Origin of the sequence: Paracidovorax konjaci (assembly GCF_900112675.1) — a bacterium.
Classification (GTDB): domain Bacteria; phylum Pseudomonadota; class Gammaproteobacteria; order Burkholderiales; family Burkholderiaceae_C; genus Paracidovorax; species Paracidovorax konjaci.
Genome location: NZ_FOMQ01000005.1, coordinates 263,018 through 279,338, shown reverse-complemented (window position 1 = coordinate 279,338; position 16,321 = coordinate 263,018). Strand labels below are relative to the sequence as shown.

Annotated in this window: 15 protein-coding genes; 6 read left to right on the top strand and 9 right to left on the bottom strand. The window is 71.6% G+C overall.

What is annotated here, in order from left to right:
* Positions 1-87: 87 nt before the first annotated feature.
* Positions 88-810, top strand: coding sequence for a TFIIB-type zinc ribbon-containing protein (locus BM144_RS09775; protein ID WP_092951619.1), 723 nt, complete (start codon positions 88-90; stop codon positions 808-810).
* On the opposite strand, the gene BM144_RS09770 is transcribed toward BM144_RS09775, so the two are convergent.
* Entirely contained in the window at positions 811-2,073 is a 1,263-nt protein-coding gene (locus BM144_RS09770; RefSeq protein WP_092951617.1) for a solute carrier family 23 protein, read from the bottom strand.
* A 379-nt stretch (positions 2,074-2,452) separates the two neighbouring features.
* Here BM144_RS09770 and BM144_RS09765 point away from each other — a divergent pair, with 379 nt between their 5' ends.
* Positions 2,453-3,859 (top strand): AsmA family protein, encoded by a 1,407-nt coding sequence (locus BM144_RS09765; protein ID WP_245783605.1) that lies wholly within the window; start codon positions 2,453-2,455, stop codon positions 3,857-3,859.
* A 57-nt stretch (positions 3,860-3,916) separates the two neighbouring features.
* Here BM144_RS09765 and BM144_RS09760 read toward each other — a convergent pair whose 3' ends face one another.
* Positions 3,917-5,743 (bottom strand): methyl-accepting chemotaxis protein, encoded by a 1,827-nt coding sequence (locus BM144_RS09760; protein ID WP_092951615.1) that lies wholly within the window; start codon positions 5,741-5,743, stop codon positions 3,917-3,919.
* A 355-nt stretch (positions 5,744-6,098) separates the two neighbouring features.
* A complete protein-coding gene (locus BM144_RS09755) occupies positions 6,099-8,021 on the bottom strand; it encodes a B12-binding domain-containing radical SAM protein (protein WP_175525987.1) in 1,923 nt (640 codons plus the stop codon).
* Between the two features lie 161 nt (positions 8,022-8,182).
* On the opposite strand from BM144_RS09755, the gene BM144_RS09750 reads away from it, so the two are divergent.
* Positions 8,183-9,172: a Bug family tripartite tricarboxylate transporter substrate binding protein gene (locus BM144_RS09750; protein ID WP_353615075.1), complete on the top strand. Its 990-nt coding sequence runs from the start codon at positions 8,183-8,185 to the stop codon at positions 9,170-9,172.
* Between the two features lie 45 nt (positions 9,173-9,217).
* On the opposite strand, the gene BM144_RS09745 is transcribed toward BM144_RS09750, so the two are convergent.
* The 4 genes from BM144_RS09745 to BM144_RS09730 form a co-directional block, all read right to left on the bottom strand.
* Complete coding sequence (locus BM144_RS09745) at positions 9,218-10,252, bottom strand: sensor domain-containing diguanylate cyclase (RefSeq protein ID WP_092951613.1); 1,035 nt, start codon at positions 10,250-10,252, stop codon at positions 9,218-9,220.
* A gap of 35 nt (positions 10,253-10,287) precedes the next feature.
* Positions 10,288-10,839 carry a gamma carbonic anhydrase family protein gene (locus BM144_RS09740; RefSeq protein ID WP_092951611.1) on the bottom strand — a complete coding sequence of 184 codons (552 nt, stop codon included), beginning with the start codon at positions 10,837-10,839 and terminating at the stop codon, positions 10,288-10,290.
* Between the two features lie 73 nt (positions 10,840-10,912).
* Entirely contained in the window at positions 10,913-11,317 is a 405-nt protein-coding gene (locus tag BM144_RS09735) for an ACT domain-containing protein (protein ID WP_092951609.1), read from the bottom strand.
* Positions 11,314-11,949, bottom strand: coding sequence for a LysE/ArgO family amino acid transporter (locus tag BM144_RS09730; protein WP_092951607.1), 636 nt, complete (start codon positions 11,947-11,949; stop codon positions 11,314-11,316). The genes BM144_RS09735 and BM144_RS09730 overlap by 4 nt, the downstream gene beginning before the upstream one ends.
* Positions 11,950-12,044: 95 nt before the next feature.
* On the opposite strand from BM144_RS09730, the gene BM144_RS09725 reads away from it, so the two are divergent.
* Entirely contained in the window at positions 12,045-12,935 is an 891-nt protein-coding gene (locus BM144_RS09725) for a LysR family transcriptional regulator ArgP (protein ID WP_092951605.1), read from the top strand.
* A 16-nt stretch (positions 12,936-12,951) separates the two neighbouring features.
* On the opposite strand, the gene BM144_RS09720 is transcribed toward BM144_RS09725, so the two are convergent.
* The gene (locus BM144_RS09720; RefSeq protein ID WP_092951603.1) at positions 12,952-13,575 is read right to left on the bottom strand and encodes a TetR/AcrR family transcriptional regulator; all 624 of its coding nucleotides are present in this window, start codon (positions 13,573-13,575) and stop codon (positions 12,952-12,954) included.
* Between the two features lie 98 nt (positions 13,576-13,673).
* Between BM144_RS09720 and BM144_RS09715 the strand changes: the two genes are divergently transcribed.
* Both BM144_RS09715 and BM144_RS09710 read left to right on the top strand, forming a co-directional pair.
* The gene (locus tag BM144_RS09715; RefSeq protein WP_092951846.1) at positions 13,674-14,726 is read left to right on the top strand and encodes an MBL fold metallo-hydrolase; all 1,053 of its coding nucleotides are present in this window, start codon (positions 13,674-13,676) and stop codon (positions 14,724-14,726) included.
* 14 nt (positions 14,727-14,740) lie between these two features.
* Positions 14,741-14,929 (top strand): hypothetical protein, encoded by a 189-nt coding sequence (locus BM144_RS09710; protein WP_092951601.1) that lies wholly within the window; start codon positions 14,741-14,743, stop codon positions 14,927-14,929.
* Positions 14,930-14,971: 42 nt separating this feature from the next.
* On the opposite strand, the gene BM144_RS09705 is transcribed toward BM144_RS09710, so the two are convergent.
* A complete protein-coding gene (locus BM144_RS09705) occupies positions 14,972-16,294 on the bottom strand; it encodes an ABC transporter ATP-binding protein (protein ID WP_092951599.1) in 1,323 nt (440 codons plus the stop codon).
* Positions 16,295-16,321: the final 27 nt, after the last annotated feature.

Below are 16,321 nucleotides of genomic sequence, written 5' to 3'. Positions count from 1 at the left end.
GGGGCCGCCCACGCTGCCGCAGCGTGACGCGGGCGACACTGCCGGCCGGGCCGCGTGTCTGCGGACCGTGCCGTAATATCCGCCGCGATGCCCGCACCCACGCTCTGCCCCTCCTGCCGCCAGCCCGCCGAGAAACACCGCTTCGCGGCGCGTGACGGCGCAGACCTGCACATCGACCTGTGCTTCGCGTGCCAGGGACTGTGGTTCGATCCGCAGGAGAACACGCGGCTCGCGCCCGCGGCCGTGCTGGAAATGTTCGAGCTGCTGCACCGGCACCGCGGCGATGCGCACCATCCGCTCGCGCAGCGCATGCAGTGCCCGCGCTGCACCCGGGCGCTGGAGCCCGGCTTCGACCTGGGCCAGGGCGGGCGCTACCGCACGTACCGCTGCGCCGCGCGCCACGGGCGGTTCAGCACCTTCGGGTCGTTCATGGTGGAGAAGGGTTTCGTGCGGCACCTCTCCTCGCTGGAGATCGAGGCGCTGGCCCAGCGCGTGGGCACCATCGCCTGCACGGCCTGCGGCGGGGCGGTGGACATCCGCAACGACCACGCCTGCCCCTATTGCCGCTCGGCCCTGTCGCTGCTCGATCCGCAGGCGGTGGACAAGGCGCTGGAGCGGCATGCCCGCGCGGCGCGGGCCGGCGCCGAGCCTGCGCGGCCCGAGGCCCTGGCCGATGCGCTCATCGCGATGGAGCGCGACCGTGAGCGCGAGCGCCGGGAACGCCAGCGCGATGCGTTTTCCGGCCCGTCCGAAGGCTTCGACCTGCTCTCGGCCGGGGTCGAGCTGGTCTGGACGCTGCTGCGGCGCTGATCAGCGGCCGCGCTTCAGGTTCAGCAGCGCGTACAGCCCGATCGCCCCGAAGGTGGCGGTACCGATGCCGCCCAGCGCGAAATCGCCGAACTTGAGCGTGAAATCGCCCGTGCCGATGATGAGCGTGATGGCGGCCACGATGAGGTTCTTGTTGTCCGAGAAGTCCACCCGGTTGTCCACCCAGATCTTGGCGCCGGCCACGGCGATGAGGCCGAACACCACGATCGACACACCGCCCATCACCGGCAGTGGGATCGCCTGGATCAGCGCGCCGAACTTCGGCGAGAAGCCCAGCACCAGCGCGATGATGCCGGCCACGAGGAACACGGCGGTCGAATAGATCTTGGTGGCCGCCATCACGCCGATGTTCTCGGCATAGGTGGTCACGCCGGTGCCGCCGGCCGCTCCGCTCACCATGGTGGCCACGCCGTCGCCGATGAAGGCCCGGCCCATGTAGCGGTCGAGGTTGCGGCCCGTCATGGCCGTCACCGCCTTCACGTGGCCGAGGTTCTCGGCCACGAGGATGATGGCCACGGGCGCGATCAGCAGCATGGCCGGGGCGCTGAACGCGGGGGCGGCGAATCGCGGCAGCCCCACCCACGGCGCGGCCAGCACGCCCGAGAGGTCCAGCGGCTTGCCCAGGCCCAGGCCGTTGGTGAGCAGCGCGTACAGCACGCTCGCCGCGATCAGGCCCACGAGGATCAGCAGCCGCTGCAGCATGCCCCGCGTGAGCACCGCGACCAGGCCCACGCAGACGAAGGTGGCCGCCTGCATCCAGCTCTCGAAATTGTTGGTGGCCATGTTCTTGATCGGCACCTGCGCGAGGTTGAGCCCGATCACCGCCACCACGGCGCCCGTGACCACGGGCGGCATGAAGCGCTCGATCCAGCCCGTGCCCACGGCCTGCACCACGGCGCCGATGGCGGTGTAGAGCAGCCCGCAGGCGATGATGCCGCCCAGCGCCACGGCCATGTTGGCGTTGGGTCCCTGGCCGCCGTAGCCCGTGGCCGCGATCACCACGCCGATGAAGGCGAAGCTCGATCCCAGGTAGCTCGGCACGCGGCCGCCCGTGACCAGGAAGAAGATCAGCGTGCCCAGCCCGCTCATCAGGATGGCGACGTTGGGGTCGAAGCCCATGAGGATGGGCGCGAGCACGGTGGCGCCGAACATGGCGATCACGTGCTGCACGCCCATGGCGGTGGTGTGGCCCCAGGGCAGGCGCTCATCGGGCGCGACCACGGCGCCCTCGGTGGGCGCGGTCACGCGCCAGCGGGGAAAGTAGGACGGCCCGGAGTCCGGGGCGGAGGAGGGCGATGGCGACGGAGAGGACACGGCTGGAGGCTCCTGGAACCCCGCGCGGCCGGGCGCGCCCCGCGGTCGAGCGCGGCGGCCTGCCCGCTGCGGCCGGGCCGCGCGGTGGGGTGGTTGTTGTGTGGGAGGGCGTGGCGAGTGTAGGCGCTGGCGCCCCCCGCCCACACCGGAGTAGGAATGGGACGACCCGCGCTGCGGAATGCCTGCGGTAAGGTCGTCCGCAAACGCCGTGCCACGGGGTGCCCGCAGGTATCCGCCGGCGCCCCGCCCCCTCCTGTTTCCTGCCGCCGCCCCTCCGTCGTCGCCCTCCTGTCTGGATTGCAGCGTGTCCATGCCTTCCGCCCCTCTGCCCGGCCCGACGGCCGCAACGCCCACCGAAACCGCGGCCGATGCGCCGCCGCGTCCCGCCGCCCGCCCGGCCCGGGGCCGCCGTGCGCTGCGCTGGGTGCTGGGTGGGTTGGCGGCCCTGGCCGCGCTCCTGCTGCTGGCGGCCGCGGCGGTGTGGTGGTGGCTGCCCACCGACGAGGAACTGGCCCGCCGGGCCGGCGATGGCGCGGGCGACTGGCTGGGCGTGCCGGTCACCGTGGAGCGCCTGGAGTGGCAACTGCTGCCCTCGCCGCGCGTGCAGCTTTTCGGCGTGCGCACCGAACAGGAAGAGCCCGTCACGGCGGGCCGCATCGTCGCCGACGCGCGCTGGTCCGATCTGCTGCACCGCCGGCTGGCGCTCACCCGGCTGCGGCTGGAAGACGCCCGCGTCCCGCAGCGTTCGCTCAGCACCTTCGATGTGCGCGAGGCCGAGGAGGGCACGCCCCGCCTGCCGTTCACGTTGGCCGACATCCCCGTCGAGCGCGCGGAATGGAGCGGCGTGCGGTGGATCGGCCGCACGGGCCGCGCGCTGGACTATCGCGGCAGCGTCGATTTCGATGCCCAGTGGCGGCCGCGCCGGGCCGAATTGGAGCGCGAGGGCGCCCAGCCGCTCACGCGCCTGCGCATCGAGCGCGAAGGCACCGAGGACCGCTGGAAGGCCGATGTCAGCGCCGGCGGGCGCACCGAGCAGGGCACGCTGCGCCTGCAGGTGTTCGGGGCGCGCTATCGCGTCACCGGGGCCATCGATTTCAGCGGGGTGGATGTGGTGGCCCTGCTGGGCGCGTTCGACCGGCGTTCGGCCGTCTCGGGCCTGGCCCGGGGCCACACCGACCTCATCGCCGAAGGCGCCGACCCGGCCGAAGCCGTGCGGTCCCTGAACACGCGCACCCGTTTCACGGTCGTGCGCGCCCGGCTGCTCACCTTCGACCTGGAGCGTGCGGTGCGCAGCGCCGGAACGCACAAGGGCGGTACCACGGCGCTGGACAGCCTCTCGGGCGAGGTGCGCACCGAGGCCGATGCCGCCAACGGCACCATCGTGCGCTACAGCCGCCTGGAGGCGACTTCGGGCGTGCTCACCGCCACGGGTGACGCGGTGCTGCAGAACCGCCGCGTGAGCGGGCATGTGGCCGTGGATCTGGTCGATGGCGTGGTCGGCGTGCCGCTGGAATTCGGGGGCACCGTGGACGATCCCACGCTGACCCTGCCGGCTGCCGCGCTCGCGGGCGCGGCGGTGGGCACCGTCATCGCGCCGGGCCTGGGCACGGCGCTGGGCGCGCGCATCGGCGAGACGGTGCGGCGCATCTTCGGCGGTGGCGGCGAAGATGCCGCGCCGCCACCCAGGCCCGCGCAGCGGGCGCGCCCGGCGCGCTAGCCAGGCCAGGTCGGGCGCGGCGCCGCCCGGGGCCCACCGCGCACGCAGGTCCCGGGGTCAGAAGGCGGTCCAGTCGTCGTCGGCGTTGCTGTGGGCGGTGGTGGTGGTGGTTTTGGGCGCTGCAGGCAGTGCGGGTGGCTTGGCCGCCGGTGCCGCGGCGGCGGCCGGCCGGGCAGGCGCGGGGCGCGGGGCCGGAGCCGCCGCCAGCCGGGTGGCCGCGGGCGGGCGGGCGCCCACGGCGGGCACCTGCGCCCGGGCCGGCGCACGCACCGCGGCCGGAGCCACGGTGGGCGCAGGGGTGGGCGGCGCGAAGGATGCGGTGGTGCGTTCGGCCATGCCCGAGAGGCGGAACACGCCCACGGTCTCGGTGAGCCGCACGGCCTGCTGCTGCAGGCTGCCGGCGGCGGCGGCGGCTTCCTCCACCAGGGCCGCGTTCTGCTGGGTGGCCTGGTCGAGCTGCGACACGGCCGCGTTCACCTGGCCGATGCCCTCGCTCTGCTCGCGCGTGGCCGCGTCGATCTCGGCGATCAGGTCGCTCACGCGCTGCACCTGCTGCACGATGTCGGCCATGGTGGTGCCCGCCTCGTCCACGAGCCGCGTGCCCGCGCCGACCTTCTCCACGCTCTGGCCGATCAGGTTCTTGATCTCCTTGGCGGCTTCGGCGCTGCGCCCGGCCAGCGCGCGCACCTCGCTGGCGACCACGGCGAAGCCGCGGCCCTGCTCGCCCGCGCGGGCGGCTTCCACCGCGGCATTGAGCGCCAGGATGTTGGTCTGGAACGCGATGCCGTCGATCACGCCGATGATGTCCGCGATCTTGCTGGAGCTGCCCGAGATGTCCTGCATCGTCGAGACCACCTGGCCCATCACGTCGCCGCCGCGGGTGGCGGCCTGGCTGGCGGTGGCGGCCAGTTGGCTGGCCGTGCGCGCGGTGTCGGCGTTCTGGCGGATCGTGGCGCTCATCTGCTCCATCGAGGCGGCCGTCTGCTGCAGGCTGGAGGCCTGCGACTCGGTACGCTGCGAAAGGTCGGCATTGCCGCTGGCGATCTGGGAGGAGCCGGTGGCGATGGAATCGCTCGCCTGCCGGATCTGGTGGACCACGCGCGTCAGGTTGCCGTTCATGGCCTGGATGGATTGCAGCAGCCGGGCGGCCTCGTCGCGGCCCGTGTCCTGCACCGTGCGCGTCAGGTCGCCCTCGGCCACCGCCTGGGCCACTTCCACCGCCTGGGCCATGGGCCCGGTGATGGAGCGCGTGATGAGCAGCGCGCCGCCGATGCCGGCCAGCACGGCCACCAGCGCCGTCAGGCCCAGCAGCGTGGCCGACTGCACGAAGGTGGCGTGCGCCTGTGCACTGGCCTGCTGCATCTCCTGCTCGTACTGCGCGATCAGCTTGTTCAGGTTGCCCAGCAGATCGCCCTGCGTCTTGTAGCGCGGCCCGAACAGCAGTTGCTGGCCTTCCACGTTGGCGTTGCGCAAGCCGAGCGCGATCACGTCGGCGGTGAAGGCGAAGTAGTCCTTGCCGACGGCTTCGGTGGCGTCGATCAGGCTGCGCGTCTGCGCGGAACTCTCCAACTGGCGCAGGCGGGCCAGCGTGGTGGCGAACTCGGCCGTGTTCTTGTCGATGACGGTCTTGTTGGAGGCCATCTGGGCCTGGTCCTCCAGGATGATGATGTTGCGGGCGGCGCGCGCGATGTCCAGCACCAGGTAGCCCATGCGCTGGCTCGCGTTGACCTTGCCGTAGATCTCGTTGGTGATCTGCTGCGACGTGTGGTCCAGCGTGGACATGCGCGCGATGCCGATGCCGGTGATGAGGGCCAGGAGCAGCAGCAGCAGGCCGAAGCCCAGTGCCAGCCGGGAACCCAGGGAAAGGCGGCGGAGGAATTGCATGAGGGAACCTCGGAGCGGAAGCAGGGAAGGACGGAAGGGGGCTGGCGGGCCGGCCCGCACGGCATTGCGGTGCGGCGGATCGCCGGGATCGCGCCAGTATGTGACGAAACGCGACAGCCCTGTCGCCCGAGGGGCTGCCGCCGGCTTGGCGTGGTGCGCGCAGGCCACAGCGGCTCGCGAGCGCCCGGCGGCGGGGGCGCAAGGGTGCCGGCACCCCCACTGCGGGGGAGCAGAGTGAAAAACCCTCCATGCCGCCGTATTTATTCAATAGTTTGCTATTAAATAAATAGCACATGCCGTGCGATGAAGGTGCCGGGCCGTGCGGGCGACGACCGGCCCGCCGCAGGCTGGCCGCTCAGGCGCGTGCCGCCAGCGCCTGTTCGATGCGGCGGCGGCCCACCGTGGTCTTGGGCACCTTGAAGGGGAACCAGGTGCGCACGTCCTCTTCCAGCCCGATGCCGTGCATGTAGTTGTAGATCGCCTTCTTCAGCGCGCCGCCCAGCGCGTCGTGGTCCACGCCCGTGGGGTCGATGAAGGCCACGTCGTTCTTCGCGAAATCCCCCGGCGGTAGCGGCGCGAGCGACACGCCGTACTCGGCCGGGTTCTGCCCCACCGGCGAATGCACGGTGCACGCGAAGCGGTGGAAGAAGCCGCTCTGGATGCAGCCATTGGCGAACAGCTGGCGCACGTATTCGAGCGCGTCCACCGTGTCCTGCACCGTCTGCGTGGGAAAGCCGTACATCAGGTAGGCGTGCACGAGGATGCCGGAGTCCGAGAACGCCCGGGTCACGCGCGCCACCTGGTCCACCGACACGCCCTTCTTCATGAGCTGCAGCAGCCGGTCGGAGGCCACCTCCAGGCCGCCGGAGATCGCGATGCAGCCCGAATCGGCCAGCAGTTCGGCCAGCTCGGGCGTGAAGGTCTTCTCGAAGCGCACGTTGCCCCACCACGAGATGCCCGCGTTGCGCTCGATGAGTTCGGTGGCCAGGGCCTTGAGCGCCTTCGGGGGCGCGGCCTCGTCCACGAAGTGGAAGCCCGTCTGCCCGGTCTCGCGCACGATCTGCTCGATGCGGTCGGCCAGCACCTGGGCGCTGGCGCCCTCGTAGCGGCCGATGTAGTCGAGGCTCACGTCGCAGAAGCTGCATTTCTTCCAGTAGCAGCCGTGCGCCACGGTGAGCTTGTTCCAGCGCCCGTCGCTCCAGAGCCGGTGCATGGGGTTGAGCATGTCCAGCAGCGAAAGATACCGGTCCAGCGGCAGGCCGTCCCAGGTGGGCGTGCCCACCTCGGCGAAGGCGATGTCGGCCTCCATCATGTTCACGTACTGCACCGCGCCGCTGCCGCCTTCCGCGCCGTTGCGCACGAAGGTGCGCACCAGCCGCTGGCGCCCGCGCTGGCCCTGCAGGTGCTCCAGCAGCGCGAGCAGCGGCCGCTCGCCCGCGTCCAGCGTCACGTAGTCGAAGAAATCGAACACGCGCGGCTCGGCCAGCTCGCGCAGCTCGGTGTTCACGAAGCCGCCGCCCAGCACCGTGGCGATCTGCGGGTGCCGCGCCTTGATGGCCTGCGCGATGCGGAAGGCCGCATAGACCGACCCCGGGAACGGCACCGACAGCAGCACCACCGTGGGCCGGTGGCGCTCCACGGCTTCCAGTGCCAGCGCGTGCAGCATCTCGTCCACCAGCGTGGGCGGTGCGGCCAGGGCATCGGCCAGCGGATCGAAGGTCGGCTGGCTGCCGGCGAGCGACTCGGCATAGCGCACGAACTCGAAGCGCTCGTCCACCGCATCGCGCAGCACGTCGGCCAGATCGTTGAGGTAGAGCGTGGCGAGGTGCTTGGCCTTGTCCTGCAGGCCCAGGGCGCCGAAGGCCCAGCCGAGCGGGTCGCCGCCCTCGTCGTCGACATACACGTCCAGCGAGGCGAAGCGCGGCCCTTCGGGCAGGAAATGCCGGCCCGCGATGCGGTGCGCGAGCGTGCTGTCGCGCCCCTGCAGGAAGGCGATGGCCGGCCCGATGGTGGCGAGGTAACGGTCCTGCTGCGCCGCGAACGACTGCACAGCGGGGCTGCGCCGCGCCTCGGGCAGCGCCTGCACGCGTTCCGCCACCTGCGCGAGGCCCTGCGGCGACAGCAGCCGCAGCACGAGCGCCAGCGCCAGGTCTTCCTGGAACGCCTCCACGCCGCGCGAGCGCAGGAAGCCGGTGAGGTAGGCCGTGGACGGGTAGGGCGTGTTCAGCTGCGTCATCGGCGGGATGACGGCCAGCACGCGGCAGGCGGAGGCGGACATGGGAGCGTGGAGTGGTGGGGCCCCCGATTATCCCGGCGGGTGCGCGCCCCGTGCCGGGCCGGGGGTAACCGGCGGGCGCCAGCATCTATCGATATGCCGGATGCATCTGTGGTCTTGCCTACCATCGGCGGTTTGGTTTTTTCGCAAGAGAGAGTGTTTCCATGAAGATGCAACGCCGGGCCTGGGCCTGGAAAGCGGCGGCCGTGGCGGCCGCGGCGTGGGTGGGCGCCACCGGCGCGCAGGCGCAACCGGCCTATCCGTCTCGGGCCATCACGCTGGTGGTGCCGTTCCCGCCGGGCGGCAGCAGCGACACGATCGGCCGCGCCATCGCGCCCAAGCTGGGCGAGAAGCTCGGCCAGCCGGTCATCATCGACAACCGGCCCGGCGGTGGCACGGCCGTGGCGGCCGGCTATGTGGCGCGCTCGGCGCCCGACGGCTATACGCTGCTGATCGGCTCGGGCTCCATGCTCACGCTGAACCCGGCCGTGCGCCGCGATCTGCCCTACGACTCCGTCAGAAGCTTCGAGCAGATCGGCATGGTGAGCCGCGCGGGCATGGTGCTGCTGGCGGGCAAGGACGCGCCCTTCGGCACGCTGGCGCAGCTGCAGGCCGCCGCGAAGAAGGCGCCGGGCCAGTTGCCCTATGCCTCGTTCGGCGCCGGCACGGCATCGCATTTCGCGGCCGAGATGGCGTGGCTGGCCCTGGGCGTGCAACTGCTGCACGTGCCCTACAAGGGCAGCGCCCCCATGCTCACGGACCTGATCGGCGGCCAGTTGCCGCTGGCGATGGACACCGTGGTCACTGCCGCGCCGCAGATCAAGGCCGGCAAGGTCCGCGCCATCGCCGTGGCGTCGCCGCAGCGCCTGGCCACGCTGCCGCAGGTGCCCACGTTCGCCGAAGCGGGCTTCCCGGGGGTGGTGCTCGAATCCTGGGGCACGCTGATCGCGCCGCGCGGCCTGCCCGCCGCGGTGCACGCCAGGCTGGAGAAGGCACTGGCCGAAACCATGGCCGACCCCGGCGTGCGCAAGGCACTGGCCGACCAGGGCGTGGAAGCCGTCGTGGGCTCCTCCGCCCAGGCCAACGCCTTGCTGGAGCGGGAGCTGCCGCTCATGCGCGCCGTGGCCGCGCGCGCCCGCATGACCGCCGACTGATCCGGGCCGGGCTTCCATCGCCCGGCGCCAGCGCCGCTGCCGGGGTCAGGGCCGGGGCGGCGTCCGCCGGGCCTGCTGCTGCCGGGCGACCTTGACCTGGTACATGCTCTGGTCCGCCAGGCGCAGCGCATCTTCTGCGGTGTGCGGGCCGTCCGGGGGCAGGGTGACGACGCCCACGCTCGCGCCCGGGTAATCGAGCGAGGCGCCCTCCAGGTCGAAGCGCCCCTGCGTGGCCTGCGCAATGCGCTGCTGGAGCGTGTCCTGCGCGGTGCGTGCGGCATCGCCGGCGTGTGCGTTGAAGCTGACCACCACGAACTCGTCCCCACCCAGGCGCGCAGCCATGTCCTCCGCGCGGAGCGCCGCCTTCAGGCGATCCGCGATGGCGACCAGGAACTGGTCGCCCACATCGTGGCCGTGGACATCGTTGACCGACTTGAAGCCGTCCAGATCGATGAACGCAATCAGCACCCCCATCTGCCGGCGCCGGCCCTGCGCCAGCAGGCGCGCGAGTGCGTCCATGAGCGCGCGGCGGTTCGGCAGGCCCGTGAGCTGGTCGGTGGCGGCATGGTGGGCCAGCCGCTCGTTGGCGGCGAGCAGCTCCCCGATGAGCCGCTCGCGCTCGACCTGCTGGCCGATCAGGTATGCGAACAGCGACAGGATGCGTTCGGCCTCGGGCGTGCTGGGGTGCGACTGCGTGCTGACCGCGCACAGGGTGCCGTAGAGCGCGCCATCGCCCGTGCGCACGGGCATGCTGGCGTAGGTGCGGATGCCGAGATCCCGTGCGGCCTGCGAATCGCCCCAGCAGGCGGGAACGTCGTTGGTGAAGGAGCGGCCTTCGTCCAGCGCGCGCTTGCACAGCGTGTCGTTCCAGGGCACGGCCAGGCCCTCGGGGATCTGCATGCTGCGGGAGTTGCGGGCGTACAGCACCTGCTGCATGCCGCGCTCCTTGTCGACGGACGTGAGGTAGGTGGACTCCATCCCCGTCACGGCTTCCAGCATTTCCAGCAGCGGCCGGGTGAGGCCCTCCACCGTCTGGTCAGCGGACACCGAAGCGGACAGTTGCTCGAGAAGTGGGTTCATACGCAGACGATTATCTGGCAGCCACTGTCGGGCTCTCAGGGGCCCGGGGACGGCTGCGGCGTGGCCAGATAGTTGTTCTTCACGCGGATGTAGTGCTCCGCCGAATAGCGCAGATAGGCGATCTCCTGCGGCGTCAGCGCGCGTTGGCGCACGGCGGGACGCCCGATGTAGAGCGAGCCGCGCTCCAGCACCTTGCCCGGCGGCACGAGGCTGCCCGCACCCAGCATCACCTGGTCGCCGACCACCGCGTCGTCCATCACGATGCTGCCCATGCCGATGAGGCACTCGTCGCCGATGCGACAGCCGTGCAGGATGGCCGAATGCCCGATGGTCACGTGGTTGCCGATCACGAGCGGCGATCCGTCCGGCTTGCCCGGATGGCGGTGCGATACGTGGCCCATCGTGAGGTCCTGCACGTTCGAGCCTTCGCCCACGGTGATGCGGTGGACGTCGCCGCGCAGCACGGCGTTGCACCACACCGAGGCGTCGCGGCCCAGGTGGACATCGCCGATCACCTGGGCGGACGGATGGACGAATACGCCGCCATCCACTGTGGGCGTGGCGTCGAGGTAGGGGGACAAAGGCATGGCAGGAGCGGCGGGGCCGAGAAGCGCAATTGCGAAACCGCGAGCGTACGGCACGCGGGCCCCGCAGCGTGGCTCAGCCCGGCGTTGCCGTGTCCAGCAGCGTATGCCCTGCCTCCGCCAGCAGTGCGCAGCCGCGGGGCGCGTCGCGCTCCTGCAGCAGCAGGTGGTCGCCGTCGAAGGTCGAGACGACGAAGATGCCGATGCCCGCCTCCGACAGCGGCTGGATCACCGACAGCACGATGCCCGTGGCGCCGAACGCGAATGGCCCGACGAAACGGAAGGCCTTCCAGCCCCGCTCGGACTGCACCGGCGCGGGCACGCGGTCTTCCCGGCAGACCACCGACAGCTCATCGGCCGTGCGCGTGAGCGAGACGAATCCCTCGCCGTCCGCCCAGGCCGGAAAAGGTGCCGTGGGCGCGAGGCGCGCGACGGCATAGAGCGCGGGCAGGGCGGCGAGGGTGATGCGTGGGCGGTTCATGGGGCTACGGAAGGAAGGGGTGTGGCGACGAGCAGTGCGGCCAGCAACAGCATCACCGCGGCCACGAAGGCATCGAGGGCACGCCAGGCCGAGGGCCGGGCGAACCAGGGCGACAGCAGCCGGGCACCGAAGCCCAGCGCCAGGAACCAGCCGGTCGAGGCCGCCACGGCCCCGGCGGCGAAGGCGGTGCGCTCGGCCGGCGGGCGCTGGCCGCCGAGCGCGCCGAGCAGCACGACCGTGTCGAGGTACATGTGGGGGTTCAGCAGCGACACCGCCAGCACGGCCATGAGGGCCTGCCGCGCCCCGGGCGCCGGCCCTTCGCCCGTACCCGCCAGGCGGGCGCCGCCGCGCACGGCCCGCCGCGCCGCGGCCAGCCCGTACCACGCCAGGAAGGCGGCACCGCCCCAGCGGGCCGCGGCCAGCAGCAGCGGCTGCCCCTGGATCAGCAGGCCCATGCCGGCCACGCCCGCGACGATGGCGATGGCATCGACCGCAATGCAGGTGCCCACCGTGAGCGCCACATGGCGCCGCCGCAGCCCCGTGCGCAGCACGTGCACGTTCTGCGCGCCGATGGCGATGATCAGGCCGGCGCTCATGCCCAGGCCCTGCAGGAAAGGAGTTGTCCACCACATGGCGGCATTGTCGGAACCGGGGGCAGAATCTGAGCCCCACTTGGAAATTCATCGGTATGGCCAAGAATTTCTCAATTTCAACGCGCCAAGCCGCCATGCCGCTCGATTCCAAGCAGTGCGAAGCCTTTCTTGCCGTCGCCGAGGCGGGCAGTTTCGAGCAGGCCGCCATGGCGCTGCACCTCACGCCGTCGGCCGTGTCCCTGCGCGTGCGCGCCCTGGAGACCGGGCTCGGCCAGCCCCTGCTGGTGCGCGGCCGCCCCTGCCGCGCCACACGGGCCGGGCGGCAGTTGCTGCAGCACCTGCAACGCGCGCGGCTCATGGAGCGTGAGCTGCTGGCCGACCTCACGGATGGAGAGGGCGGCGCGGCGTTCTCCCCGCTCACGCTGGCCGTGAATGCGGATTCGCTCGCCACGTGGCTGCTCCCGGCCCTGGCACCGGCACTGCAGCGCGAACGCATCGCGCTGGAACTGATCGTGGACGACCAGGAACACACGCACGCGCTGCTGGAGGCGGGTCTGGCCCACGCCTGCATCTCCGCGCAGCCGGATGCCATGCGCGGCTGCGCTGCCGAGTTGCTGGGCACCATGCGCTACCGGCTCGTGGCGTCGCCCGCCTTCGTGCAGGAGTGGTTCGCGCGCGGCGTCACGCGCGCTGCGGCGCGGCGCGCGCCCGCCGTGGTCTTCAACCGCAAGGATGCCCTGCATGCCGAGGCGCTGCGCCGCATCCATGGGCTCCAGGCGAGCGCCTACCCTTGCCACCATGTGCCCGCGTCGGAGCCCTTCGTGGCGGCGGTGCGCTGCGGCCTGGGCTACGGGATGGTGCCCGAGCTGCAGATCGAAGGCGCCATCGAACGCGGCGAGCTGGTGGACGTGCTGCCGGAGGCCGCCACCGATGTCCCCCTGTTCTGGCATGGCTGGCAGCAGCAGCCGCCGCGGCTGGAACGCCTGGCCCGCAGCGCGATGGCCGCGGCGCGGCGCGCGCTCTGAACGCGGCGCCGGGGCGTCACGCCCGCCCGTAGAACCCCAGGAACATGTCCACCGCATCGGCCAGCACCTGCGCCTGCTGGGTTTCATCCAGCGGCGGCTGGCCCATGGCGAGCTGGGGCCAGAACGCGTTCGTCTTGAGCAGCCCCATGAGCTGCCTGGCCGCGTAGAGCGGATCGACGTCCGCGCGCAGGCGCCCGGCCTGCTGGGCGGCGCGGATCCAGGCAGGCAGGCTCTTTTCCTTCTCGGACAGCCGTGCCGACATTTCCAGCGCGCGTGCCGGGGTGTGCAGCATCTCGGCCATGACGACGCGCGAGAGGTCCATGAAACTGGCGTCGGTGAAAAGCTGCATCTTCTGGCCGATCAGCTCCAGGAGCTGCGGCCGCAGCGGCCGGTCCGGGTCGTGCACGACCTCCGCCTGCGATTGGCTGCGGCTCCAGAGTTGGTCCAGGATGGCGGCGAACAGTTCGTCCTTGCTGGGGAAATGGTTGTAGACGGTGCGTTTGGAGACATCGGCCGCGGCGGCCACGCGGTCCATGCTGGTGCCGGTGAACCCATGCTCGCGGAACTCGGCAATGGCGGCCTGCACGATGGCTTCGCGCTTGCGGTCGGTCAGGCGGGTGGGCACGGCGGAAACAGTCATCCGCCGAATTTTACACCGCACGGTTTACTTTTTAGGAAAGAACACTACACTGTGCAGTGCACTTTGTGGTGCACCCCCTCCACTCCGCTTCCATCGCCATGGCCCGACCGTCCGCTTACAGCCACGCCGCCCCGGCCGATTCCTTCTCGCTGCGTCCACCGCCCGCATCCGATGGCCGCTTTCGCAATGCGGCGCCACGCCACCGGATGGGCTGGCTGAAGGGCCTGCGGCTGCTCTGGCGCGTCGCCTTCGGCAAGCCGGCCGACACGGTGCCCCGCCGGCCCATCGCGGTGCAGCCCCTCACGCGGCAGGCCTTGCTCGACGCGCCGGACATGGGGCTGTGGCGCCTGGGGCATTCCACCGTGCTGCTCAAGCTGCAGGGCGGCTTCTGGCTGACGGACCCCGTGTTTTCCGAGCGCGCATCGCCAGTCGCGTTCGCGGGGCCGAAGCGTTTCCACGCGCCGCCGCTCTCCATCGATGACCTGCCGCCCCTCCGCGGCGTGGTGCTCTCGCACGACCATTACGACCACCTGGACCACGCCGCCATCCTGGCGCTCGCACCGAAGGTGGAGCAATTCGTCACGCCGCTGGGCGTGGGCGATCGGCTGATCGCCTGGGGCGTACCGGCCGCGAAGGTGCGGCAGTTCGACTGGTGGCAGGGCACTACCTTCGCGGGCGTGCGGCTGGTCTGCACGCCGGCACAGCATTTCTCCGGCCGGGGGCTCACCGACGGCAACCGCACGCTGTGGTCCTCGTGGGTGCTGATCGCGGGCGAGACACGCGTTTTCTTCAGCGGCGATTCCGGCTATTTCGACGGCTTCCGCGCCATCGGCGAGCGCTTCGGCCCCTTCGATCTCACGCTCATGGAAACCGGTGCCTACAACGCCGACTGGCCCGATGTGCACATGCAGCCCGAGCAGAGCCTGCAGGCGCACCTGGACGTGCGGGGGCGACATTGCCTGCCCATCCACAACGGCACCTTCGATTTGTCGATGCATGCCTGGACCGACCCCTTCGAGCGCATCTCCGCGCTGGCCCATGAGCGGGGGGTTCCCCTGGTCACGCCGGCCATGGGGGAGCGGGTGTCCATCGCGGCCCCGGCGGGCACGCAGCCCTGGTGGCGGGCCGATGCCGTGCCGGCCGCGGCGTGACGGAGGGGCCGACGATGTTCAGCCGCGTTCTCCCCATCCAGCGCCTTCTCCATGGCGGCCCGCAGCCGGCCGGCTGCGGCAGCGCCGCGCACGTGCGCCCGCTCTCCAGCGCGGCGCCTGCGGCCACCGGCCATCCGGCCCGTGCACAGCGGGCTCCGGCGCCGCAGTCCGGCCCCACCGCCGGCGGCCTGCCCACGGCCTGAGTTCCCGGGCCGGCGCCGGCCGGACAAAGGGCGCGGAGGGGCTCAGGTGGGCGTTTCGTCCCCCGTGGGCAACCGCATCACGCCCGTGCGGAAGTCGTACTCGAACACCTCTCCGTGGCGTGCCCAGGTGATGGCGGTGCGCAGCACGCTTTCGGCTTCCTGCGCATCGAGCTGCTCGCTCAGCAGGCGCAGGAAAGGCACGTCCGGCAGTTCTCCCGTGGCTTCCTGCTCCAGGCTGTGGCGGATGTGGGCCACCAGCGGCACGTGGGCCAGTAATTGCTGGCCGAAGATGTCCTGCCGCAGTCCGTGGCCGCCGTCCACGTAGCGGCGGCCGAGCGGCGTGATCTGCAGGTCGCCTCCCGCCAGCGCCGCCAGGCCGAGCTGTGCGACGGCGTGGGCCACGGGTAGCAGTTCGGCATCGGTGAGGCTGGTTTCCTCGGCCAGTTGCGGCAGGTCGGCGCGCCCGTCGAACGGCGGCTCGGCCAGCAGTTCCAGCAGGCCGTCCATGCGCGCCACGTCGGCGGCGGGCAGGCGGTCGGTGAGCAGCGCGGGCGCAGGCTGCTCGGCAGGCGCCTCGCCCGCCACGGCCAGGTGGCGCACGGCACCGGCCGTCATCAGCGCGTAGACCTCGTCGATCAGGGCACGCACATGGGCGCTGTCGGCGTCGCGCGGGCGGGGCAGCTGGATCGACAGCTGGCAGCGGATGCGGCCCGGATCGCTCGCGAAGATCAGCACGCGGTCGGCCATCATCACGGCCTCTTCGATGTTGTGCGAGACGACCAGCATGGCCTTGGTGGGCATGGTGCCGCTGCGCCACAGTTGCAGGATGTCTTCGCGCAGGCGTTCTCCGGTGAGCACGTCGAGCGCGGAGAAGGCTTCGTCCATGAGCAGCACGTCGGGCTCGGTCACCAGGGCGCGGGCGATGCCCACGCGCTGGCGCATGCCGCCCGAGAGTTCGCGCGGCAGCGCACCCTCGAAACCCGCGAGGCCGATCAGGTCGATGGCCGCGCCCGCGCGCGCGGCCCGCGCGGCCTGCGGCACGCCGCGCGCCTCCAGGCCCAGCTCCACGTTCTGCTGCACCGTGAGCCACGGGAACAGCGCGAACGACTGGAACACCATGCTGATCGCACGTGCCGGCCCGTGCAGCGGCTGGCCCCGGTAGCGCACCGTGCCCTGGTCGGCCGGCACCAGGCCCGCCATGATGCGCAGCAGCGTGCTCTTGCCCGAGCCCGACTGGCCCAGCAGCGCGACGATCTCGCCTTCGCGCAGCGTGAAGTCCACCCCGTGCAGCACGGGGCGTTCGCGCCCATCGGAGGAGCGGAAGGTCTTGCCCACGCCCTGGAGTTCGATGATGGATTGCGTCATGGTGGCAACGGCTCCGGTTTCTTTTTC